Source organism: Croceibacterium ferulae, from assembly GCF_003660445.1.
In the GTDB taxonomy this organism is placed as follows: domain Bacteria; phylum Pseudomonadota; class Alphaproteobacteria; order Sphingomonadales; family Sphingomonadaceae; genus Croceibacterium; species Croceibacterium ferulae.
In genome coordinates this window covers 494,395-516,755 of record NZ_QZVQ01000002.1, presented here as the reverse complement: position 1 = coordinate 516,755, position 22,361 = coordinate 494,395, and the positions used below count along the sequence as shown (strand labels likewise).

The following is a 22,361-nucleotide window of genomic DNA, read 5'->3' as shown; positions in this document are numbered from 1 at the left end:
TACCGGTCACCGCAGAACGGCGAATCTGCCAGCATTCTTGCTTGATCCTGCTCTCAAGCGCCGGGACTTGCTACGCGTCCATCAGATGACGCGCGTAGAAACCGGCCAGCCGCGCCACCGCCGGTCCGACATGTTCGGGCCGGTGATACAGGTCGTAATGGCCGGCACCATCGACGACGAACAGATCCTTGTGCCGGGCGGGGGACAGATCGAACAGGCGCTGGCCGGCCGCATATTGCCCGGTACTGCCCGGCTTGCCGCCGACAATTACCTGCAACGGCTGGACCAGCAGCTGCGGCACCAGGTGGAAGGCGTCGAAGGCGAGGAGATGGCTGTAGCTGCGGAACAGCAGCCGGTTGGTCGATCGGGGATGGCGGTGGGCCGACTCGCGATAGAAGCGGATTGCTTCCAGCACTTCGTGGTCGGTGATGCCGGCTTCGGCGGCGGCAGCCAGGCTGTCGGGGATCCAGGGATCGCGGCGCGCGCCGGCTCCGCGGGCCTCCGCAGTCCGGGCGTGGCCGAGTTGGCGGAGCGTGTCGAACAGGTCCCCGGATGGCGGCGTCTTGCGGAAGGTGCTGCCGATATCGATGGCGACCACCGTGCCGATCGCGCGGAAGCGATGCTCGGTCAGTGCAGCGTGAATGGCGTAGCCGCTCCCCGCGCAGATGCCGAGCAGGCCGATTCGGTCCTCGTCCACGAAGGGTAGCGTGACCAGGTGATCGACGGCGCAGCGGATGTCCTCCGCGCGGGTTGCCGGATCTTCCAGGTCGCGCGGAATGCCGTCGCTTTCGCCCTGAAAGGCTGGATCGAAGGTGAGCGCCACGAAGCCGAGCGCGGCCATGCGGCTGCCATAGATCGCGCTGACCTGCTCCTTCACGCTGCTGCCGGGCGTGGCGAGCACCAGCGCCGGCCATTGTGCGCGTTCGTCGAAGCCGGCGGGCAGATGGAGATCGGCGCTGAGCCGGAGTCCGCGATTGCCGAAGCTGGTGGATCGCACGGACGTGGCAGCGGGATCAGACATCGGCATTGGTTGCTCCTCGGCCGGTCAGGAAGGGCAGGCTGCGGGTCGGCTCGCCGGTCAAAGCGAGCAGGGCATTGGCCACGGCCGGCGCGATGGGGGGCACGGCCGGTTCGCCCATGCCGGTCGGCGGCCTGGTGGAAGGCATGATGTATGTCTCGACCGCCGGCATCTCGTTCATGCGGACCAGCGGGTAGGTGTCGAAGTTCGTTTCCTGCACGATCCCGTCCCGCAGCGTCACCGCGCCGTACAGGGCAGCGGACAGACCGAAGCCGATGCTGCCTTCCACCTGCGCGGCGATCTGGTCGGGCGAGATGGCGATGCCGCAATCGACCACCGCGACGACGCGGCGGACCACCGGGCGATCCTCGTCCAGCCGTACCTCCGCAACCTGGCCCACAATGGTGCCGAAACATTCGTGCACGGCCATCCCGCGCGCCCAGCCTTGTTCCAGCGGCGTATTCCACCCCGCCCGGCGGCAGAGTTCGTCCAGCACCGCCACCCGGCGCTCCGCTGCCGCTGCGCGGTAGAGCACCCGGCGGTACTCCGCCGGATCGCGGCCGGCCCGGCGGGCGAGCTGGTCGATCACATGCTCCATCACCATGGCGGTGTGCGAGTGGCCGACCGATCGCCAGAACGAGACCGGGACGGGCAGGGAAGGACTGGTGATCCGGCAATCCACCGTCGCTGCAGTGGCGAAGTAGGGAGACCCGGCCACGCCTTCGGAGTTCTGCGCATTGGATCCGAACGGCAGCAGCCCCTGCGACACGATGTGGTGGCGCCAGTCTGCCGGGTAGCCGTCCGAGCCCAGCACCACCTTGACCCGGTGATGCGCCATCGGGCGGTAGTAGCCGCCGGCCATCTCGTCCTCGCGCGTCCAGATCAGCTTGACCGGGCGCCCGCCCGTGCGCTGCGCGATCCGCACACATTCGACCACGTAGTCCGACATGGCCACGCCCCGGCGACCGAAGGAGCCGCCGGCGGTCAGCACGGTGAGGTTGATGCGTCCCGGTATCGTGCGCGCGGTCAGCGCCGCGTGGATCTGGTCGACGGAGGCGTTATGGCTGCCCGACCAGATGTTGACGTTCCACCCGTCGACCTGCGCCACGCAGTCCAGCGGCTCCATCGGCGCGTGCGCCAGCCAGGGAAAGTCGAACGTCGTCTCGAACACTTCGCCGCGTTGCGGCTGGTCGATGGCGCCACGCTCCTCGAAGCTGTGCGCATCTTCCTCCACCCGTCCGGCGGCGATGTCGCGGTACCAGCTGGCGAGTTCGGGCGAGGAGCGCGTCTCCGCCGCACTGTCGTCCCAGCGAAGGCGCAGCGCGTCACGGCCCTGCATGGCGGCAAAGGTATTCAGGGCGACGACCGCCACGCCGGTTTCGATAGCGAACACATCGACCACGCCGGCCACCTTGCGCGCATCGCTGTCGTCGAAACCCGCCAGCTGCCCGCCGAAGCGCGGCGGATGCGCGACCACCGCCACCAGCATGTCGGACAGGTGGACATCCTGCGTATAGATCTGCCGCCCCGTGCTCTTGGGCCGGCAGTCCTTGCGCCGCACGCGGTCCGTGCCGATCAGGCGGTACTCCCCCGGCTGCTTCAGCATCGGCTGCTGCGGCGGGGTCTGTTGTGCGGCATCGGCGATCAGCTCGGCAAAGCTGGCGGAGCGGCCGGAGGCGGGATGCGCGACGACGCTGTCCTGCACCGTCAGCTGGCGGCGCAGCACCTGCCAGCGCAGCGCGGCCGCGTCGACGAACATCGACCTGGCCGCCGCGCCGGTCTGCCGTAGCCGATCCCAGTGGCTGGCGACATTGTTCGATCCGCCGGCGATCTGCGGCCCGTAATGCGCGAAGTTGACGGGGGCCTGCACCACGCGGACGCGGTCCCAGTCGGCATCCATCTCCTCCGCGATCATTGCTGCCAGGGCGGCGTGGATGCCTTGCCCCATCTCCTGCTGCGGGTTGACGATCAACACCCAGCCATCGGGCGCGACGCTGATATAGGGGCCGAAGGAGCCCGGCTCTGCAGCGGGGCCGCCCGCCGTCAGCACGGCGCCGGCCACTTGCATCGGGTGCGTCGCGGTGTAGCCGACCACCAGCGCACCGCCCGCCAGCGTGCCGCCCAGAATCATCTTGCGACGGGTCAGCTTGAAGCGGGGCTTGGGGGGTGTGGTCACAGGCATTCTCCTGCTGGGAGGCGGATCAGGCCGGGCATCGAGCACCTGTATCCAACCAAGCGGCGATCAGCGCGCCGAAGGCAGCCTGCGTGCCGGGGGCGGGGGTGCGGTCGGCGCCCGGGTGCCAGGCCCAGCCGACCAGCTCGTCCTGCGCCATGTGGTGCAGCAGTTCGGGCCGGTCCATGTGCGAGCGGGCGGGATCGAGCAGCTGGCGGCAGATCTCGCCCAAGGTCCGACCCTGCCAGGCCTGTTCGATCGGAGCGAGCCGCCACTTGGGATTGCCGGGCACGCCGGAGGCGGCGAAGTTCGCATCGTTGTGACAGGTGGAACAGCGCAGCAGCGGATCGCCGCCGCCATCGGGGCCGCGGGTGACAGCCGGCATGTGCGGGCGCATTGCCGCCGTCTGCGTCGGGCGATCTGTGCGCGGGTGACAGTTCAGGCAGCGCGGGTGCTGGATGACGCGCCCGGCCTCCTGGAACAGCGCCACCGATCGCGCGCTCGGATCGGCGATTGCGACGAAGTCGGCCACGGGGCGCAGCTGCGCATTCTCGATCCGCAGATCGTCTGCCGGCAGGCGCCCCGATTGCGGCTGCGGCTGCGGGCGCAGCATGATGACCGCCACCAGGATAAGGATCGCCAGCAGCAGCATCGCCACGGACAGGCAGCCGAAGCGCGGGCGGCGCCAGGTCACGACCGGCTTGCGCCAAGCGCGGCGGCGGCGTCATGGATGCCCGCCCGGATGCGGGGATAGGTGGCGCAGCGACACAGATTGCCGCTCATCGCCAGGTCGATGTCCTGGTCGGTCGGCGCAGGATTGGAACGCAGCAGCGCCACCGCGCTCATCACTTGGCCCGACTGGCAGAAGCCGCATTGCGGCACGCCGCGCGCCACCCAGGCTTCCGTGACCGCGTCGGCTTCGGCACCGCCGACTGCCTCGATCGTCCCGATCTGCGCCCCGGCTGCGTCGGCGAGCGCCACCGAGCAGGAACGCACCGGGCGGCCGTCCAGATGCACCGTGCAGGCGCCGCACTGCGCCTTGCCGCAGCCATATTTGGTGCCGGTAAGCCGCAAGGCGTCACGCAGCACCCAGAGCAGCGGGGTCTGCCCGTCGTCGTCGACCCGGTGCCACTCGCCATTGACGTGAAGCGTGTAGATCATCTCGCTGGCCCTCCGTGACCTGTCCAGCGCAGGCGACCGACCGGGCCGGGCCGCCCCTGTCGAAAAGCCGCTGCGGCTCTGCGACAGGGATATGCGCATGGGGGCTGCAAATGGATGCCGAAAGCCGGACCTTTCTTGCCTGAACCTACGAGCTTGCCTGCACCTGGCGATCCATGCCCCCGTGCCTACATGGCGGGCACCGTTCGATCGGCGTAGTCCATCGCGTCCAGATCCGCGATGAGGCCGGGTCCGACCGGCTGCCAGCCGAGCTGTTCCTGCGTCCACGTGCTGGAAGCCGTCTTGTCCAGCCCGACGAACATGGACAGCCACCCGAAATGGTCCTGCGCCGCCGCACCGGACAGGGACACCAGCGGCAGGTCCAGCCCCCGGGCGACCGCTTCGGCAATGCTGCGGAAGGGCACGCCTTCCTCTGCCACGGCGTGGTACCGTGCGCCCTTCTGCCCCCGGTCCAGCGCGAGTGCGTACAGGCGGGCGACGTCGCCGACATGGCCCGCGCACCAGCGCTGGGCGCCATCATCGACATAGGCCGCCGTGCCGGTCTGGCGCGCATGGTCGATGTAAGGCGTGACCAGCCCCTGCTTCACCGGGTCGTGCACCTGCGGAAGGCGAATGATGCGCAGGTCGACGCCAGCCTGCAGCAGCGCCTCGCCCGCCTGTTCGGTGGCGATGCGCGGGATTGGATGGTCGGGGTAGTACGCGCTTTCGACCGCCGGGCGGCCATCCCCATTGTCGCCCAGCACGGTGGCGGAGGTGATCAGCAACGGGCGGTCGGACCCTTGCAGGACTTCGCCCATCGTGGCGATCACCCGCCCGTCCTTCTCGCAGTTCGCGCGGTATTCCGCAAAGTTGTGGTCGAAGGCCGTGTGGATCACACCGTCGGCCCGTTCGATCCCGGCGCGCAGGCTGGCCAGATCGCCGATCGATCCACGATATGGCTCGGCGCCGGCTTCGGCCAGGCGGCGGGCGCCTGCCTCGGAACGGGTCAGACCGGTAACGCAGTGGCCCGCGGCCAGCAGTTCAGGGATGATGTGCGATCCGACGAAGCCGGTCGCGCCGGTCAGGAAGATGTTCATGCAGCGTCTCCGTTGTTGCTGTGACGCAGGCATCAGCCTAGAGGCGATCCTGTTAAAGTAGTGACTTTATCCTGGTATAAGGATCAACAGGGATGGCGAACCAATCTGCCGACAATCCCCTCGGCACCTTCCTGAGAGACAGGCGATCGCGCATGGATCCGGCGGCGTTCGGGTTCGGCGGGCGACGGCGCACACCCGGGCTGCGGCGGGAGGAAGTTGCGCAACGCGCCAACATCTCCGCCACCTGGTACACCTGGCTGGAGCAGGGGCGGGGCGGCGCACCATCGGCCGATGTGCTGGACCGGATCGCCGCCGGCCTGATGCTGACCGAGCCCGAGCGCGAACATCTGTTCGTCCTGGGGCTGGGCCGCCCGCCCGCCGGCAGCTTTACATCGGGGGAGAGCGTGACGCCGCGCCTGCAGCGGGTGCTGGATGCGTTGCCGCTCAGTCCCGCGATCATCAAGACCGCGACCTGGGACGTCGTGGCATGGAACAGGGCCGCCGCGACGCTCCTGACCGATTATGCCACGCTGCCGCGCGAGGAGCGCAATGTGCTGCGCCTGATGTTCACCAATGCCCGTACCCGGACGGCGCAGGACGACTGGCTGCAGGTCGCCCGCTACGTGGTGGGGGCGTTCCGTGCGGATGCCGCCCGCGCTGGTGCGGGGGCGGAGATCGCACGGCTGGTGGACGAGTTGTCGCAACGCAGCCCTGAGTTCGCCGCCTTGTGGCAGGAGAACGATGTCGTCGGACATGCCGGCGGGCTGAAGCGCCTGCGTCATCCGCAACACGGCCTGATAGAGCTGGAGTTTTCCGCCTTCGCCGTGGACGGGCGCCCGGACCTGGGAATGATCGTCTACAATCCCGCCACGCCGGAGAGTGCCGCTCGGATCGAGGTGTTGCTGGGGCCGGATGACGGGTTGGGCGGATTGCCGGAGAGCCAACATCCGGGAAGGTGCAACCGCTCGTGACCGGGCCGCGCGCCGCCCGTCTGCCGGAACAGGAAGTCGCGTCGGCGCCATCCCGGTCGGCGCAACGCCATCCTGCGGAGTCTGACATTAAGGCCGACCATGTCACGGGCCTGCGCGCCGCCGTGCTGCTGGGCGCGCTGTTCCTGGTCAGTGTGTTCGCGCAGATCGACCGCATCCTGCCGTTCATCCTGGCGGAAGCGATCAAGGCGGAACTCGGCCTGTCCGACACGCAGATCGGGATCATCACGGGCATCGCCTTCGCCGTCTGCTATGCGCTGCTGTCGCTGCCGCTCGCCCGCATGGCCGACCGCGGATCGCCGCGGCGGGTGCTGGTCGCCTGCACGCTGGCCTGGAGCGGGATGACCGCGCTGGGCGGGCTGGCGACCGGCTTCGCGTTCCTGGCCATGACCCGGCTGGGCGTGGCGGTGGGGGAGGCGGGGGCGGTGCCGTCCGCCCATGCGCTGATTGCTCGGCGGATCAGGCCGGAGCGGCGGGGCATGGCGATCGGCATCTTTTCCGTCGGTATCCCGCTGGGGGCGATGGCCGGCTTCGGGATCGGCGGGGCGGTCAGCGATGCCTGGGGCTGGCGCACCGCGCTGGTCGGCGCGGGCGCGATGGGGGTGGGGGTGGCGCTGCTGGCAGCTCTCGCGATCGGTTCCACGCCTGCGCTGGGGCGCCGGTCCGACCGGCCGTATCTGGTGGAGAGCCTGCACCTGCTTCGCCAGCCGGCATTCCGGTGGCTGTTCATCTGTGCCGCGGCGACCGGCCTTGCCGCCGCACCGTTCTTTGCCTTCGGCGCGCCTTTCCTGATGCGATCCCATGGCTTCAGTGCGACCGAAGCCGGCCTGGCCTTCGGGTTGTTGCAGGGGTTGGCCGGCATTGCGGGCACGCTGCTGGGCGGGCGCAGCTTCGACCGGGTGGTGCGATCCCGCCACGGCTATCTGCGGTTGCCCTCGTTCCTGTTCGCGCTGGCCGGGGTGACCACGGCCGCGGCGCTGGTCGCGCCAGTCGGCTGGCTGGCCGTCGCGCTGATGGCGCCGGCCATGTTCGCCTTCACCTTCATCCTCCCGTTCGCCTTTGGCAGCGTGCATCTGGTGGCCGGGCCGGGGCGGGAGGCGATGGGGTCCAGTCTGGCCCTGATCGGGGTCAGCCTCATCGGTCCGGCCCTCGGGCCCTTGCTGGTCGGCATGATCAGTGACCGGGCGACAGCCGCGGGCATCCCGAACGGGCTGGGTATCGGGCTGATGATCGTGCCGGTGGCCAGCGGCCTGGCCGCACTGGCATGCCGCACCGCCGATCGGTGGATGGCGGCTTCGCGGCACTAGCGGCGGCGCCCGGCTCAGCCATGCGCGGCTTGGCCGCCGGTGGCGATCAGTGCCGGCTGGCCAAACCGCACGCCGGTCATCGCCTCGGATACGGTCCACAGGCGCTTGGCCACCGCGCCGTCCTGGGCTTGTTGCGGGATCTTCGCCAGCGTGGGGTAGCCGCGCATGCCGGCCCAGCTGTCAGGACCGTAATAGGCCCCGCCTTCCGCCTGCGGGGCGGTGGCGGCATAGAGCGTGGGCAGCGCGCCCTGGGCAGCGGGCTGGAACAGGAATGGCAGGGTGGAGCGCAGCAGGCCCGGGATGCTGGCGGGTCCCGCTCCGTTAGGCAGCAGGTCGGTACGGCTGATGCCGGGATGCGCGGCCATGCTGCGGATCGGCCAGCCGGCCGCTTCACTGCGGCGCTGCAGCTCGAACGCGAACATCATGCAGGCGAGCTTGGACTGGGCGTAGACTTCGCCTGCCTTGTAGCGCTTCTTGGCATTGAGGTCGGCAAAGTCGATCTTGCCGCCGGGCGCGGCGACGCTGGACAGGGTGACGACGCGCGCATCCTGGCCATTGCACAGCAGCGGCAGCAGGCGCCCGGTCAGTGCGAAATGACCAAGATAGTTGGTGCCCAGCTGCAGTTCGAAGCCATCGGCCGTCACCTTGCGCCGGGGCGGCGTCATCACCCCGGCATTGTTGACCAGCAGGTCGATCCTGTTCCGCTGGCGTTCAAGCCGTTCCGCAAAGGCGGCGACGGAAGCCAAATCGGCAAGATCGAGCATTTCGAAGCTGATGGTCGCGTCCGTTGCCGCGTCGCGGATGCGGCGGAGCGCCTCGAACCCCTTGTCCGGGTTGCGCCCGGCAAGGATCACCTCGGCACCCGCCCGCGCCAGCGCCAGTGCAGTCTCGTAGCCCAGGCCACCGGTGCCGGTGACGATGGCAATGCGTCCATCCTGCGACGGAATATCGGAATGAGTCCAGCGGGGCATGGGGAGATCCTTTCGGGCAGGCCAGGTTTCTGTCCGCAAGGATAGGATCGGTGCCGCCACGCGCCATGCCCGAACTCCGCTGTTACATGCCTGATCCTCCGGCACCGGTCAGCTGGCCTAGACGCTCCCCGGTCTGCCGCCGGGCCTGCGCCAGCAGCGCGCGGAAATTCATCACGTCCCGCTTGGGCGCGACGCCGAAGGTGCGGGTATATTCGCGGCTGAACTGCGATGCGCTTTCGTAGCCGACCTGGAACGCCGCCTCCGACACATTGGCCGCTTCCGCCACCATCAGCCGCCGCGCTTCCAGCAGGCGCAGCTGCTTCTGGAACTGCAGCGGCGACATGGATGTCATCTGCTTGAAGTGGTGATGGAAGGAAGACGGGCTCATATGCGCGACCTCCGCCAGCTGTTCGACCCGCAGTGTCTCGGCAAATTTCCGGTGCAGCAGCTGGATCGCGCGCGACACCCGTTCGGTGTGGCTCTCGGGCAGGGCCAGCTTGGCCATTTCCGCGCCATGGGGGCCGGTCAGCAGCCAGTAGCAGATTTCCCGCATCACCGCCGGGTACAGCACCGGCACGGCGTCCGGCGTCTTGCTGATGCGGACCAACCGCTCGATGCAGTCCGCCAGCCGTTCGTCGACCTGCCCGACGAACACGCAGGCTCCGTCAGCGGAGGACGGCACGGGCGGTCTGGCCAGCTGCTGCATGACGTCGCGCAGCATGGCTACGTCGAAATCGATGGTGATGCCGAGATAGGGTTTCTCCGGCGTGGCACCGACCATGCGGCCCTTGGCCGGGATCTCCACGCTGACCACCAGGCAATCCATTTCATAGTAGTGCAGGGAGGTGTCGCCGAACATGATCTCCTTGGCACCCTTCACCACCACGCACAGCGACGGGCGGTAGATGTTGCGGATCGGCATGATCTCCTGACACGAGCGCACGATCCGCACGCCTTCCATCGGAGTCAGGAACTGCCCCTCGCCGCCACCCTGCGCCTCGATCACATCCATCAGCGCCATGACCAGCGTCGGTGGGGCACGGTGCGGCTCCCGCCCATCCGGCAGACGGCTCTGCCCTGGAGGAAAAGGCAAGATTTTCGCGGCATCCGGTATTCTGTTCATTTCGATGTCCCTCTAGCTTGAGCATGCGAAAACCAAGCGAGACAAAGACATCATGTCAGATTGCCACCGAAGGTCAACCATCTCCATCGACAATGCAGAAAGATGTTTGTCATCAGAAGTAGAGCGTCACGTAGAAGGCTGACGATCTTTTTCGATATATCCTGCGTTTCTGTTGCCGTCACCTTTGTAACACACTTATTTGTCAGATAGATCGATCAGTTATACTTCTAATGACACGTCTGGCATTGCTCCAGTTCAGGGCGCGCCATTGCTGCCGGGGCTGCTGATCCCGGTGGGCTTCAGTCCTTCATAGCAGCGCGGTTCCGGCAGCACCAATGACTGCCGTTCCGATCACGCAATTCGGCCGGCCGACCTCGACCCCACCATGTCGCCGGTCCGGATGGCATTCGCCGTTCTCCCCCCTCGGCCAATGCCGTGGCCATCGGGCGTTGCTGCACCAGCGGCGCCCGATGGCCCCCCAAGTCCTTCACAGGAGTTTATCCCATGCGCCTCGTCCTTTCTGCCCTGCTTGCCTGCTGTGCCGCATTGCCTTGCGCGGCGCAGGAGGCCCCTTCCAGTGGTGGCCTGCATGGCCAGATCGCAGCCGGTCCGGGTATTGCACCCGACTATGACGGATCGGACGATGTCCGCGCCATCCCGCTGGTGTTCGGCGATCTGCGCGTCGGCGATATCACCGTCGAACTGCGCGGCCTGCGGGGCCGGGTCGACCTGATGGCCGATCCGCGGCTTTCCGCAGGGCCGGTGATCGGCCCACGGCTGGATCGTGGCGATGTGGACGGCCCCGTCGGCCTGCTGCCGGAGATCGACATGGCGGTGGAGGCTGGCATCTTTGCGGGTTACCGCTTCGGTGGGAATGCCCTGGGGCAGGGTGCGGTGCAGCTGGAGGTGACCGCATTACACGATGTGTCACAGGTGCATGACGGCCTGCTGGTCACCGGCACTGCCAGCTATGCCGCGCTCCGCACCGGCGACACGTTCGTGTCGCTGGATGCGCAGACCACCTGGGCAAGTGCGGACTATACCCGCACCTATTTCGGCGTCCTGCCGGCCGATGCGGTGCGCAGCGGCCTGGCGGCCTATGATCCGAGCGCGGGCTTCCGCGACGTCGGTGCCGGGCTGAGTGTCGGACATTACTTCAGCCGGCACTGGGGCGTGATCGGGCGCGTCGGTGCGAACTATCTGGTCGGCGATCCGGCGGACAGTCCGATCACCGAAGATGGTCGCCGCTGGCAACCGTTGGGCGGCATCGCGCTGTCTTACCGGTTCTGAGGCGGCGATGACCTTGCCTGCGCAGGGACGCCAATCATGATCGGCGCCGATCCGGTCGGCACCGCATTGCTGCTGGTTGCGCCGATGGGTATCGCCGGGGTCTTCGTCCTCTCGCTGATGGAGCGGGTGGTTCCCATCCTGCCTTCGCAGGGCCTGTTCGCCGCCTTCGGCATCGCCGCGGCCGAAGGGCTGTGGTGCCTGTCCACGGCGCTGTCGCTGTCCGTCGCCGGCAGCAGCCTGGGCGCTGCCGGCAGCTACGCGGCCGGCCTGGCCGTGACACGCGTCGGGGGTACGGGCCTGCAGCCGCTGATGCGGCGGCGTGATCGCTGGGGCCGCTGGCTGCGCGCCGCGCGCCGGGGTGGATCGGGGCTGCCGTTCACCACGCAGATGCTGCCGACCGTCCGCCTGCTGGCGCCGCTGATCGGTGGGGCGATGCGGGCCGATCCGCGTCGGTTCCTGCCCCGCATGCTGGGGGGACTGGCGGTCTGGAACGGCGCCTTCATCGCTCTGGGCTATCTGTTGGCCCGGCTGGGCGGCGGATCGATCAACCTGACGCTGGTCTGCCTGCTGCTTGCGGCCGGCACCGGATTGGTGCTGTTGCTGCGGCGACCGATTGGCCGCTGGCGCAGCGCGATGACCGCACGGTGGGCGGACCGGCTGCGCTTCCTGCGGGCCTGGTGGCGCGATCCGCTGGCAGTGGCATCGCTGGTCCCGTCGGGCCGGGCGCTTGCCACGCTGATCACGCGGGACATCGATGCCGGCACAGGTCCGGTGCTCGAACTCGGCAGCGGTACGGGCGTGTTCGCCCAGCGCCTGATCGAACGCGGCGTGCCGGAATCCGCACTGACGCTGGTGGAGCTGGATGGTGCGCTGGCCGGCCTGCTGTCCCGGCGGTTCCCCGCGGCCACGATCCTGTCCGTCGATGCCGCCGAGATTGCGGATGAGCCGCACGCGGGCACTATCCCGTTCGGGGCGGCCGTGTGCGGGCTGGGGCTGCTGAACATGCCCGCGCCCGCAGTGGAGGCGGTGCTCGCCGCCACATTCGCCCGGCTGCAGTCCGGCGCCGCCTGCACCTTGTTCACATATGGCCGGCGCTGTTCCGTGCCTGCCGACATGCTGCACCGGCTTGGCCTGGCGGCGGAACGGACGGGTACTGCGTGGTGGAACCTGCCGCCCGCCACGGTCTATCGCCTGACCTGCCGCCGGTAGTGGCCGGCATCCCTTGTCAGGTCAGCCGCCGTGCGTGGCGAAACCTTGCATAGCGGTTGAGCAGATCGTTGATAAGCTGATCGCCTGTGAAGCCGGTCACGTCGTGCGGCTGGTCGCCTTCCGACGAGTGCGCCATTGCACGATAGTGGCGGCGCTCCGCACCATGGGTCTTGCGGGACTCGGCAAAGGCGAAGCTCGGCGCGCGGAAACTGCGGGCGCGCACCGTGTAGCGGAAGGTGCCATGATCGCCATGGGGGATGGTCAGCTCGAGTTGATCCTCGTCCTGCTCCACGCTGGGTACCAGGCTGTTCTGTCCCACCTGTGCCGCGAACGCGTCTACCGCTGGCCGGCCGGTGCCCTTCAGGAACTGCGAAATCTCCTCTTTCTCATGATAGTGGGTGATGCTGTCCAGCCGCTGCTGCCAGCTCAATCCGGTGCGGGCGGCCGGCGGCGCCTCGGCGGCGAGCGACAGGTCAATCGACGATCCCGCCGTCTCGGTCTGCAGCGCCCGCAGCAGGCCGTAGCAGATTATTACCAGCACCACCGCGAAGGGCAGCGCGCTCGCGATCGCGGCGGTCTGCAGCGCCTGCAGCCCGCCCGCCAGCAGCAGCACGGCTGCCACCAGCCCGGCGCATACCGCCCAGAAGATGCGCTGCCACACGGGCGGGTCCTCCGCCGCTCCGTTGGTGATCATGTCTATCACGAGGGCACCTGAATCCGCGGAGGTCACGAAGAAGGTGATGACCAGCAAGGTCGCGAGACCCGATGCGATCGAGGAGAAGGGCAGCTGCTGCAGCGTCTCGAATAGGGCGACGGGCAGGTCGGTGGCGACCGTCCGGGCGATCGGGGCCGCACCGCTCAGGTCAAGCGCAATCGCCGTATTGCCGAAAACGGTCATCCACAGGAAGGTGAACAGCACCGGCACCAGCAGCACGCCCGCCACGAATTCGCGAATGGTCCTGCCGCGCGAGATGCGCGCGATGAACATGCCGACGAACGGCGACCAGGAAATCCACCAGCCCCAGTAGAAGAGCGTCCAGTTGCCGAGCCACGGATTGGGCTCATAGGCATACATGCGGAAAGTGCGCTGAACGACGGAGCCGAGATAGGCACCGATATTCTGCACATAAGCCTGCAGCAGGAAGATGGTGGAGCCCGCGAACAGCACGAACAGCAGCAGAGTGACGGCGAGGACGATGTTGAGTTCCGACAGACGCTTGATCCCGGCATCAAGCCCGGCTGCCGCCGACAGAGTTGCCAGGCCGGTGATGGCGACGATCAGCAGGATCTGCACCAGCGGGCCGGTCGGCAGCCCGAACAGATAGTTGAAGCCGGCATTGACCTGCAACACGCCGAAGCCAAGCGACGTCGCCACCCCGAACATGGTGCCAAGCACCGCGAAGATGTCGATGGCGTGGCCGATCGGCCCGTAGATGCGATTGCCGATAAGCGGGAACAGGGCCGACCGGATCGTCAGCGGCAGACCCCGCCGGAATGCAAAATAGGCCAGCGCCAGCCCGACCACGATGTAGATGGCCCAGGCATGCAGGCCCCAGTGGAAGAAAGTCAGCGGCAGCGCCTCGCGCGCGGCAGCGATCGTCCGGCCCTCGCCCACAGGGGGGAGGGCGTAATGCTGGATAGGTTCGGCGACACCGAAGAACAGCAGGCCGATGCCCATGCCCGCGCTGAACAGCATCGCGAACCACGAAAGGTAGCTGTACTCCGCCTCGCTGTCGTCCGGGCCCAACTTCACGTCACCATAGCGGCTGATCATCAGGAACAGCACGAAGACCAGAAATCCCGCGACGGAGAGGATGTAGAACCAGCCGAAATCCAGGATGATGGTCGCCTGCACGCTGGCGAACAGCCGCTCTGCCTGGCCCGGAAACACCGCGCTGAACAGCACAAAGGCAAGGATCAGCCCGGACGACACGAAGAAGACGGGCGGATTGACCTTCATCCAGGGAGCCCGGGCCGGCGGCGCGGCGTCTGTCAGGACTGGATCGGACATTGCGCTTTTCCCCCGGGACGTCAGGTGGTTCAATCATGGGCCCCGTTTGGCGCAAGGGGCAAGTCGCGCCACGGCATGAGCATGACGATCGCCAGCAGCAAGCCGCGACCCGGAAGCGCCGAACGGAGCACGTTCCATCAATGACGCGTTATCGCGCACGTTCCGGACCAATCGGCGGGCGTGTTGAAGTGACGGCGGGATTGCGGCACTCGCGCGCAGTGCCGCCCGCTGGCGGCAAGGAACGGCGCAGCGCCGGACGGGTTCTTGCTATCGAGCCCCAAGGTGCGAAGCCTGCAATCGAGAGGGAGGCGCGCACCCATGATCTTCGATAGCCGGAGCGGCCCCGTCCGGGGGACTGGCGGGATCTCATGAGCCAGTACCTGCCTCTGCTCGGTCTCGGCTTCACCGTCCTCCTGTTCATCGCGTTCGCAATGGAGCGCTTTCCACCGGTCACGATTGCGGTGGTCGGCGCCGGCGTGATGATCGCGCTTGGCTGGCTTACCCCGCCATTGATTACCGGCGCGTTCGCCAATTCCGCCCCCATCACGATCGCTGCCTTCTTCGTGCTGTCCGGGGCCCTGATCCGCACCGGGACGATCGAGGCGCTCGCAAGCGTGATCACCCGCCGCGCCGAAGATCATCCCCGCAGGACGGTGGCCGAATTGCTGGCGGGCGCCGCCACCGCGCCGGCCTTCATCAACAACACCCCGGTGGTGATCGTGCTGATCCCGCTGGTCAGGCGACTTGCGCGCAAGGTCGGCATCCCGGCCACGCGCCTGCTGATACCCTTGTCGTACCTCTCGATCCTGGGCGGGACGCTGACCCTGATCGGCACCTCGACCAACCTCCTGGTCGATGGCGTGGCGCGCGCGCAGGGCCAGCCGGCGTTCGGCATCTTCGAGATCACGGGCGTGGGTCTTGTCACCATGGCGGCCGGCGTCGCCACGATGCTGATCCTGGGGCCGCGCCTGCTGCCGGCTCGCAAGGACAACGACATCGCCGATCGCCACGAACTCACCTACCTGACCGAGCTCGCCTTTGCCGACGAAGGGGCGGGAGATCTGCCGACTGTCGCCGGAGTGTCGTTCTTCAGGCGCGATGCCGTGCGGCTGATCGCGATCAAGCGCGGATTGAGCATCATCCGCAACCCGGAGCCTGACATGCAGTTCGCCGCGGGGGACCGGCTCGTGGTCGCCACTTCGGCTGATGAGCTTGACGGGCTGGCGCGCAGCAGCGGTGTGGTTGTGGGGCTGCAGAATGTCGGACGCCCCATCCGGTTGGCCGATGATGAGCGCAGCGACGATGTCCGCCTGATCGGGCTGACGATCGGACCTTCGCACCCGGCGCTCGGCCGTGAACTGCGCGACATCCCGTTCCTCTCGAACGTGCCGGCGCGCGTCCTGGGGATTGGCCGGGCGCGGCATCTGCCGGGCCCCGACCTTGGCAGCGTCCGCCTGCGCGCTGCCGACAATCTGCTGGTCGCCGCTGCGGCCCCGGCGATTGCCGAACTACGCGAGAACACAAACCTGATCGCGGAGGACACAAGCAATGTTCGCCGCTTCCGCCGACGTCGCGCACCGATCGCCGTCGGCACGTTGCTGGGCGTGATTGTCCTTGCGGCTTTCGGCGTCCTGCCGGTCGTCGCGGTGGCGCTGGTCGGAGTCGGGGTGGTGCTGGTGACCCGCTGCGTCGATCCGGAGGAAGCCTGGCGCTCGATCGACGGCAGCGTCCTTGTCCTCATCTTCGCGATGCTCGGGATCGGCGCCGGGCTGGAGGCGGTCGGCACGGTGCAGCTCATCGTCGATGCGGTCTCGCCATGGCTGGGCACGCTGTCGCCGCTGATGCTGGTCGTGGTATTGTACTTCCTGACATCGTTGCTGACCGAAACGGTGACCAACAATGCCGTCGCCGTGATCATGACCCCCGTTGCGATCGGGCTGGCAGAAGCGACGGGCAACGAGCCGCGCGCGCTGATCGTGGCGGTGATGTTTGCTGCCTCGGCCAGCTTCGCGACGCCCATTGGGTACCAGACCAACACGATGGTCTATGCTGCGGCCGATTACCGTTTTGCCGACTTCATCAAGATCGGGCTGCCGATGAACATCACCGTCGGCCTGGCGACTTGCGGCGCCATCCACTGGCTGATCAGCTAGCTGGTGCCGGTCAGCCAGACGGCAGCGCGAGGCTCAGGATCTCATCCGTAAGCACCCGCGCTGCTCAGGCACGGCCGTCGGCACCGAGGCAACCCTACATCGATCCCGCCTTCACCGGCTTGACGTAACGGTCCAGCCAGTCGGTCATCTGCCACAACGTCTCCTGCGTCGACTCCATCGCGCGATACCCATGCGCCTCGTTCGGCAGCACGACGTAGCGCACCGTGGCCCCGTTCCCCTTCAGCGCCGCGTACATCCGCTCCGACTGCACCGGGAAGGTTCCGGAATTGTCATCCGCCCCGCCATGGATCAGCAGGACGGGTTCGTTGATCCGGTCGGCATAGGTGAAGGGACTCATCTGCGTGTAGATGTCCGTCGCCTCCCAGTAACTGCGCTGCTCCGCCTGGAAGCCGAAGGGCGTGAGCGTCCGGTTGTAGGCGCCGGATCGCGCGATCCCGGCACGGAACAGATCGGTATGCGCCAGCAGGTTGGCGGTCATGAACGCGCCATAGCTGTGCCCGCCAACAGCCAGACGCCCGCGGTCGGCCACGCCCATGGCGACCACGGCTTCCACCGCCGCCTCGGCATCGGCGCGCAGCTGCTCGACATAGGTGTCATTCGCCTCGGCACCGTCAACGCCGACGATCGGCATGGCCGGGTCATCCAGCACGGCATAGCCCTGCGTCAGCATGAACAGGTGGCTGATGCCACGCGGACGGGTGAAGCGGTTGCCGGTATCCACCGTCTGGCCGGCCACGGCCGGGTCGGTGAACTCCGCCGGATAGGCCCACAGCAGTGTCGGCAACGGTCCGTCCCGCTGCGCATCATAGCCGGCCGGCAGATAGAGCGTGCCTGACAGCGGCAGCCCGTCCGCACGGGTGTAGGTGATCGTCTGCCTGGTCACACCGGCAAAGACCGGCGCCGGATCGGCGAAGTTCGTGACGGCGCGCCCCGCCCCGCCATCCACCTGCCGCACCATGTAATTGGGCGCCTGTTCTGCGCTTTCGCGCCGGGTCAGCACACGCCCCCCGGTATCGTCCAGCAGGGCGACGACCTCTTCGTAGAATGGCGCCTCCGCCGTCCACAAACGCGTCTGCTCTCCGCCAGCGACAGGCAGAGTGGCCAGGAAGGGGAAGGCCCCCGCCTTGGTGGCGCCCTCTCCCGCAACAAAGACGGCATCCTTGTCGGCGGTGAAGCGCATCACCGGCTTGCCTGCTTCGTTGGCCTCGGTCAGCGGGAAGCCCGGATCGTTGTACTGCTCCTGGAAATTGCGCGTCAGCAGCGGGACCACCTGGCCTGGTCGGTCCGGGGCCACGGCGTAGCGGTGCTCGGTCCGGGTGTTCCACTCCCGGTCGACCACCATGGCGAAATTGCCCGTGCCCCAGAATGTCGCTGCATAGCGCCGCTCCAGATCGGCCAGTTTCGCCGGAGCCGCCGTGAACGGGGCCGCCTGCACGAACAGGCTGTCGTGGAAGGGAACCTCGGCATTGGGGTCGCCACCGTCCTGCGCTTCTGCCCACAGCAGCGTCGCGGGGGCATCCGCCCGCCATTCCACGTCGCGCGGCCCGGTCACGACCGCATCGAAGGCGATCGGCAGGTCGTCCGCCAGCGGCCGGTCGACCAATGTGCGCACGGCGGTCCCGTCGATTGCGGAGATGGCGATCTCGGTCGGGAAGGAGGGGGCGGGCAGCAGGTAGGAGAACGGACGCTTCAGCCGCTCCGTCAGCAGGTACCGCCCATCGGGGCTGACGGAGAACTGGGGCCACAGCCCGGCCGGCAGGATCGCCGTGGCTCCGGTGCCATCGGCTGCCACGCGGGTCAGGCTGCCGGTGAAGTAATGGTCGAACAGCGCCTCGTCATGCGGGCTGGCGAGCAGATCCTGGTAGGTGCGCGCCGCGGCCTTGCGCCCGTTGCTTTCCTGCACCACCGGCCCCGCCGGCGTGCTGCTGGCCACCGGCGCTGCGCCGCGTTGCGTATCCACCGTGCGGACGATCAGGCCGCTGCTGTCCGGCAACCATTCGTAAGCCTTGCCGGAGAAGGCCGCGTTCACGCCGCCCAGCACCGGCGCTGCTCGTCCGTCCAGCGTGACCGTCCACAATTGCAGTTCGTCCGGCTGCTGCACCAGCATGGCCAGCCGCTGGCCATCGGGCGACCAGCTGGGCTGCGTGAAGCGGGCGCCTTCCGGCAGCGTGACGGCGACCTGCTGCCCGCTGTCGATGTCCTGCAGGGTCAACCCGTTCAGCCACTGCACCCGCATCTCCGCCTGGCCGTTGGTCGCCGGGTCGATCCGGTACCCGCCCAGCCGCAGGATCGGGCGAGACACGGCGGCGATCGAAGGCAGGCTCTCACGCCCCAGGATCGCCAGCATCCGGTGATCGGGGCTGACGGCCACCGCCGGTGTCTGCGGTGCTTCCAGTATCTGCGCGATAGCGTCGGGGGCCCGATGGTAGATGGTCGTCTCCGTTTCCTGAGCGGCAGAGCCTTGCGCCGCGGCTGACAAGGGCAGCGCGACCGTGGCCAGCAGCAGGCAAGCAGTGGAAATCCGGCCCATGATCGCACCCCGAAATCGTGAAGGTTGGCCGAAGCGAGATGGTGCTGCGGCCGTTGAAGATGCGTCGCCTAAACCACCGATGACCCGACCTGTGCAATGCAGAAAAACGGACCGACGCTGAGCGACTCACGATGCTGCGGGATGTCGCGCCCGATCCTGATGCGCTACAGCATGCCGATGGGTCGCGACCCCGCTGCATCCTCCCACAAGGACTCCGACGATCTTTCACCTCATCTTCGCGATGCCGGTCTTCTATCTGCTGGCGCGCACGCTCTGGCCGCTGACCTTGCCGCTCCCCGTCAAGCTCGGCATCGCCGTGCTGCTGCTGGCTGCATCGCAGTACCATCTGTGGAGCCGGCTCTCCTCCGGCTCGGTGTTCGCGCCCGAGTTTCCGCGGGCGATGGTCATTCTGTTCAACTGGGCGCTCGGCGCGATTCTGCTGCTCGCCGTCCTGCAGATCCTGCTCGATCTCGGCACATTGGCGGTGATGGCGGCGCGGTGGCAGAGCGTCACTATACCCGATCCCTTGCGCTATGCGGCTGCCACGCTGGCAGCGATCATCGCGGCGATCGGCGTTGGCAATGCCACGCGTGTGCCGCCGCTGAAGGATGTGGAGATCGCCATTCGCGGGCTGCCGCCGCAATTCGACGGCTACCGCGTGCTGCAATTGACCGACCTGCATATCAGCCGCCTGTTTCCGGCAAGCTGGGCCAGAGCAATGGTCGCGCGTGCCAACGAAACGGATGTCGACCTGATCGTCATCACCGGCGACTTCATCGATGGCTCCGTGGCCATGCGGCGCGCCGATGTGGAGCCGCTGCGCGATCTGCGCGCCCCGGACGGTGTGTTCGCGATCCCAGGAAACCACGAATATTTCTTCGATCACGACGAGTGGATGCGGCACCTGTCTGGCATGGGATTGCGCATGCTGCCCAATGCGCATGTGGTGCTCGCGCGCGGAGCGGCCCGGCTGGTGCTGGCCGGCGTGACCGACCTGTCCGCGCCGCAGCATGGGCGGCCGGGTCCGGACCTCGCCGGCGCCCTGGCCGGGGCACCGCAGGGTGTGCCGGTCATCCTCCTCGACCACCAGCCCAGGCAGGCGCGGCGCGGCGCTGCGGGCGGCGTGGCGCTTCAGCTGTCCGGGCATACGCATGGCGGCATGGTCGTCGGGCTGGACCGGCTCGTCGCCCCGGCCAATAACGGGTTCGTATCCGGCCGCTACGAGGTTGGCGGGATGACACTCTACGTCAGCAACGGCACCGCCTTGTGGCCGGGCTTCGCCCTGCGTCTCGGGCGACCGTCCGAACTGACCCGCATAACCTTGCGAGCCCGGCCATAGCTTCGGCGGCAGAAGCGATCGGGGGAGGGGGTCACACCCATCCTCCCCTCGATCGCTTCGCTACCGCTGCCTTACCAGCCGCTGGGCTTTCCCGCGTTCTGCTCGTCCAGCCACTGCTTCAGCGGCGCGAAATACTCCACCATCGGCTGCGCGCTCATCTCGCGCGTGCCGGTGAAGGCTTCCAGCGCATCGGGCCAGGGCTGGCTCGCGCCCATCGTCAGCATGGCGTTGAGTCGCCCGCCGACCTCCGCATTGCCGTAGAAGCTGCACCGGTGCAGCGGGCCTTCCCAGCCAGCCGCATCGCAGGCCGCCTTGTAGAACTGGAACTGCAGGATGCGCGCCAGGAAGTAGCGCATGTAGGGCGTGTTGGCGGGAATGTGGTACTTGGAACCCGGGTCGAAGGCATCCGCCGGTCGCTCCACCGGCGGCGTGATGCCCTGGTATTCGCGCTTCAGCGCCACCCAGGCGTCATTGTACTGCGCCTCCGGGATGGACCCGTCGAACACGCCCCAGCGCCACTTGTCGACCAGCAGGCCGAACGGCAGGAAGGCGACCTTGTCCATCGCCTGGCGCAGCAGCAGGCCGATGTCCTTCTCCGGCCCGGGCACCTGCGCACGATCGAGCAGGCCGATCTGCACCAGATATTCGGGCGTGATCGACAGGGCGATCATGTCGCCGATCGCCTCATGAAAGCCATCATTGGCGCCGTCGAGATGCAGGAGATCCTGCTGGTTGTAGGCGCGTTGGTAGTAGTTGTGGCCAAGCTCGTGATGGATGGTCGTGAAATCGTCCGCGTTGGGCTTGATGCACATCTTGATGCGGATATCGTCGACATTGTCGAGGTTCCACGCGCTCGCATGGCAGATGACCTCGCGATCGGCCGGCTTCACGAACATGGAGCGTTCCCAGAAGGTCTGCGGCAGCGGGGCGAAGCCCAGCGAGGAGAAGAAGCCTTCCCCCGCATGCACCATGTCCAGCTCGCTCATCCCCTTGGCCGCGATCAGCTCGGTTAGGTCGTAGCCGATGTCGCCCGCGCCTTCCGGGGCCACCAGCGGGTAGATGTTGCCCCATTCCTGCGCCCACATGTTGCCCAGCAGGTCCGCGCGGATCGGCCCGCTCGCGGGCTGGACATCAGCGCCATATTTCTGGTTGAGCTGGCTGCGGACATAGGTGTGCAGCGCCAGGTAGAGCGGCTTCACCTCCTGCCACAGCCGTTCGGTCGTCGCGGCGAATTCGTCCGGGTCCATGTCGTAGTTGGACCGCCACATCGCACCTGCATCGCTGAAGCCCAGCTCCCGCGCGCCTTCATTCGCGATGCCGACCATGCGGGCATAGTCGTCGCGCATGGGGGCGCCGACATTGGTGTGCCAGCTGGCCCACATCTCCGCGTATTCTTCCGGCGTATGGTCGAGATTTCCCATCTCCGCCTCGATATCGCTGCCGTTGATCGGCTGGCCGTTCAGGGTGCCGCGCCCCCTGCCATATTGCGACTGCAGGCCGGTGGCGATGGTCGCAAGTTCGGCCGCCGCGCCTTCGGTGGTGGGGGCCGGCAGGGTGATGCCGGTCCGCAGCATGGTAAGCTTGCGCGCCACCTCCGGATCCAGGCCGGGCACCTCGGCATAGCGGGCAGCATCCAGGGCATAGCGCACGCGCTTCTCGGTTCCGGTGGCACTGCTTTGCGCAGACAGCGCATCGGTATCGGGCGTGATGTAGGTCTGGTTGACCCAGGCGATGCGGCTTGCATCGATCGAATAGGCTGCAAGGTCGCCCTCGACCGCGGCGATGAATTCGGCAGCGCCCTGCGCCGTCAGCGGATAGGCCGGGGCACTTTCCTGCGCAGGCGCGGATTGCTGCGCGGCGACGGGCGCGGCGGCCATCGCGGCAGCAATGGCGAACAGGGCGACGGACGCATGGCGCTTCATGGGCGGTGGGCTCCTAAAGAACTGAAGTTGCGTCCGTTACCAACGACGAC

16 protein-coding genes are annotated in these 22,361 nt (G+C 67.6%); 6 read left to right on the top strand and 10 right to left on the bottom strand.

What is annotated here, in order from left to right:
* Window positions 1-70: 70 nt before the first annotated feature.
* From D5S08_RS03110 to D5S08_RS03090, 5 genes are all read right to left on the bottom strand, one after another.
* A complete protein-coding gene (locus D5S08_RS03110; RefSeq protein ID WP_121115515.1) occupies window positions 71-1,021 on the bottom strand; it encodes an alpha/beta hydrolase in 951 nt (316 codons plus the stop codon).
* Window positions 1,014-3,194 (bottom strand): xanthine dehydrogenase family protein molybdopterin-binding subunit, encoded by a 2,181-nt coding sequence (locus D5S08_RS03105; RefSeq protein ID WP_241557187.1) that lies wholly within the window; start codon window positions 3,192-3,194, stop codon window positions 1,014-1,016. The genes D5S08_RS03110 and D5S08_RS03105 overlap by 8 nt, the downstream gene beginning before the upstream one ends.
* Before the next feature lie 25 nt (window positions 3,195-3,219).
* Window positions 3,220-3,885: an Isoquinoline 1-oxidoreductase subunit gene (locus D5S08_RS03100; RefSeq protein ID WP_206610271.1), complete on the bottom strand. Its 666-nt coding sequence runs from the start codon at window positions 3,883-3,885 to the stop codon at window positions 3,220-3,222.
* Complete coding sequence (locus D5S08_RS03095; protein WP_121115349.1) at window positions 3,882-4,352, bottom strand: (2Fe-2S)-binding protein; 471 nt, start codon at window positions 4,350-4,352, stop codon at window positions 3,882-3,884. The genes D5S08_RS03100 and D5S08_RS03095 overlap by 4 nt, the downstream gene beginning before the upstream one ends.
* Window positions 4,353-4,537: 185 nt before the next feature.
* On the bottom strand, window positions 4,538-5,446 hold the full coding sequence (locus D5S08_RS03090) for an SDR family oxidoreductase (RefSeq protein ID WP_121115347.1): 909 nt from the start codon (window positions 5,444-5,446) through the stop codon (window positions 4,538-4,540).
* A 92-nt stretch (window positions 5,447-5,538) separates the two neighbouring features.
* On the opposite strand from D5S08_RS03090, the gene D5S08_RS03085 reads away from it, so the two are divergent.
* Together D5S08_RS03085 and D5S08_RS03080 are read left to right on the top strand one after the other, a co-directional pair.
* The gene (locus D5S08_RS03085) at window positions 5,539-6,417 is read left to right on the top strand and encodes a helix-turn-helix transcriptional regulator (protein WP_121115345.1); all 879 of its coding nucleotides are present in this window, start codon (window positions 5,539-5,541) and stop codon (window positions 6,415-6,417) included.
* Entirely contained in the window at window positions 6,414-7,742 is a 1,329-nt protein-coding gene (locus tag D5S08_RS03080) for an MFS transporter (protein WP_241557186.1), read from the top strand. The genes D5S08_RS03085 and D5S08_RS03080 overlap by 4 nt, the downstream gene beginning before the upstream one ends.
* A 14-nt stretch (window positions 7,743-7,756) precedes the next feature.
* Here D5S08_RS03080 and D5S08_RS03075 read toward each other — a convergent pair whose 3' ends face one another.
* The gene (locus D5S08_RS03075) at window positions 7,757-8,713 is read right to left on the bottom strand and encodes an oxidoreductase (RefSeq protein ID WP_121115343.1); all 957 of its coding nucleotides are present in this window, start codon (window positions 8,711-8,713) and stop codon (window positions 7,757-7,759) included.
* Window positions 8,714-8,795: 82 nt separating this feature from the next.
* Window positions 8,796-9,806, bottom strand: a complete 1,011-nt coding sequence (locus D5S08_RS03070; RefSeq protein WP_241557185.1) for an AraC family transcriptional regulator — start codon at window positions 9,804-9,806, stop codon at window positions 8,796-8,798.
* 534 nt (window positions 9,807-10,340) lie between these two features.
* Here D5S08_RS03070 and D5S08_RS03065 point away from each other — a divergent pair.
* Together D5S08_RS03065 and D5S08_RS16980 are read left to right on the top strand one after the other, a co-directional pair.
* A complete protein-coding gene (locus D5S08_RS03065) occupies window positions 10,341-11,126 on the top strand; it encodes a MipA/OmpV family protein (protein ID WP_121115341.1) in 786 nt (261 codons plus the stop codon).
* A 36-nt stretch (window positions 11,127-11,162) separates the two neighbouring features.
* Window positions 11,163-12,335 (top strand): hypothetical protein, encoded by a 1,173-nt coding sequence (locus tag D5S08_RS16980; protein ID WP_206610270.1) that lies wholly within the window; start codon window positions 11,163-11,165, stop codon window positions 12,333-12,335.
* Window positions 12,336-12,351: 16 nt separating this feature from the next.
* Here the strand turns inward: D5S08_RS16980 and D5S08_RS03055 are convergent, their stop codons facing one another.
* On the bottom strand, window positions 12,352-14,346 hold the full coding sequence (locus D5S08_RS03055) for a BCCT family transporter (protein ID WP_175578859.1): 1,995 nt from the start codon (window positions 14,344-14,346) through the stop codon (window positions 12,352-12,354).
* Between the two features lie 368 nt (window positions 14,347-14,714).
* Between D5S08_RS03055 and D5S08_RS03050 the strand changes: the two genes are divergently transcribed.
* A complete protein-coding gene (locus D5S08_RS03050; RefSeq protein ID WP_121115339.1) occupies window positions 14,715-16,499 on the top strand; it encodes an SLC13 family permease in 1,785 nt (594 codons plus the stop codon).
* A 94-nt stretch (window positions 16,500-16,593) separates the two neighbouring features.
* Here the strand turns inward: D5S08_RS03050 and D5S08_RS03045 are convergent, their stop codons facing one another.
* On the bottom strand, window positions 16,594-19,050 hold the full coding sequence (locus D5S08_RS03045) for a S9 family peptidase (RefSeq protein WP_121115337.1): 2,457 nt from the start codon (window positions 19,048-19,050) through the stop codon (window positions 16,594-16,596).
* 241 nt (window positions 19,051-19,291) lie between these two features.
* Here D5S08_RS03045 and D5S08_RS03040 point away from each other — a divergent pair, with 241 nt between their 5' ends.
* The gene (locus tag D5S08_RS03040) at window positions 19,292-20,389 is read left to right on the top strand and encodes a metallophosphoesterase (RefSeq protein ID WP_206610269.1); all 1,098 of its coding nucleotides are present in this window, start codon (window positions 19,292-19,294) and stop codon (window positions 20,387-20,389) included.
* A 71-nt stretch (window positions 20,390-20,460) separates the two neighbouring features.
* Here D5S08_RS03040 and D5S08_RS03035 read toward each other — a convergent pair whose 3' ends face one another.
* On the bottom strand, window positions 20,461-22,311 hold the full coding sequence (locus D5S08_RS03035; protein WP_121115333.1) for a M2 family metallopeptidase: 1,851 nt from the start codon (window positions 22,309-22,311) through the stop codon (window positions 20,461-20,463).
* Window positions 22,312-22,361 lie beyond the last annotated feature (50 nt).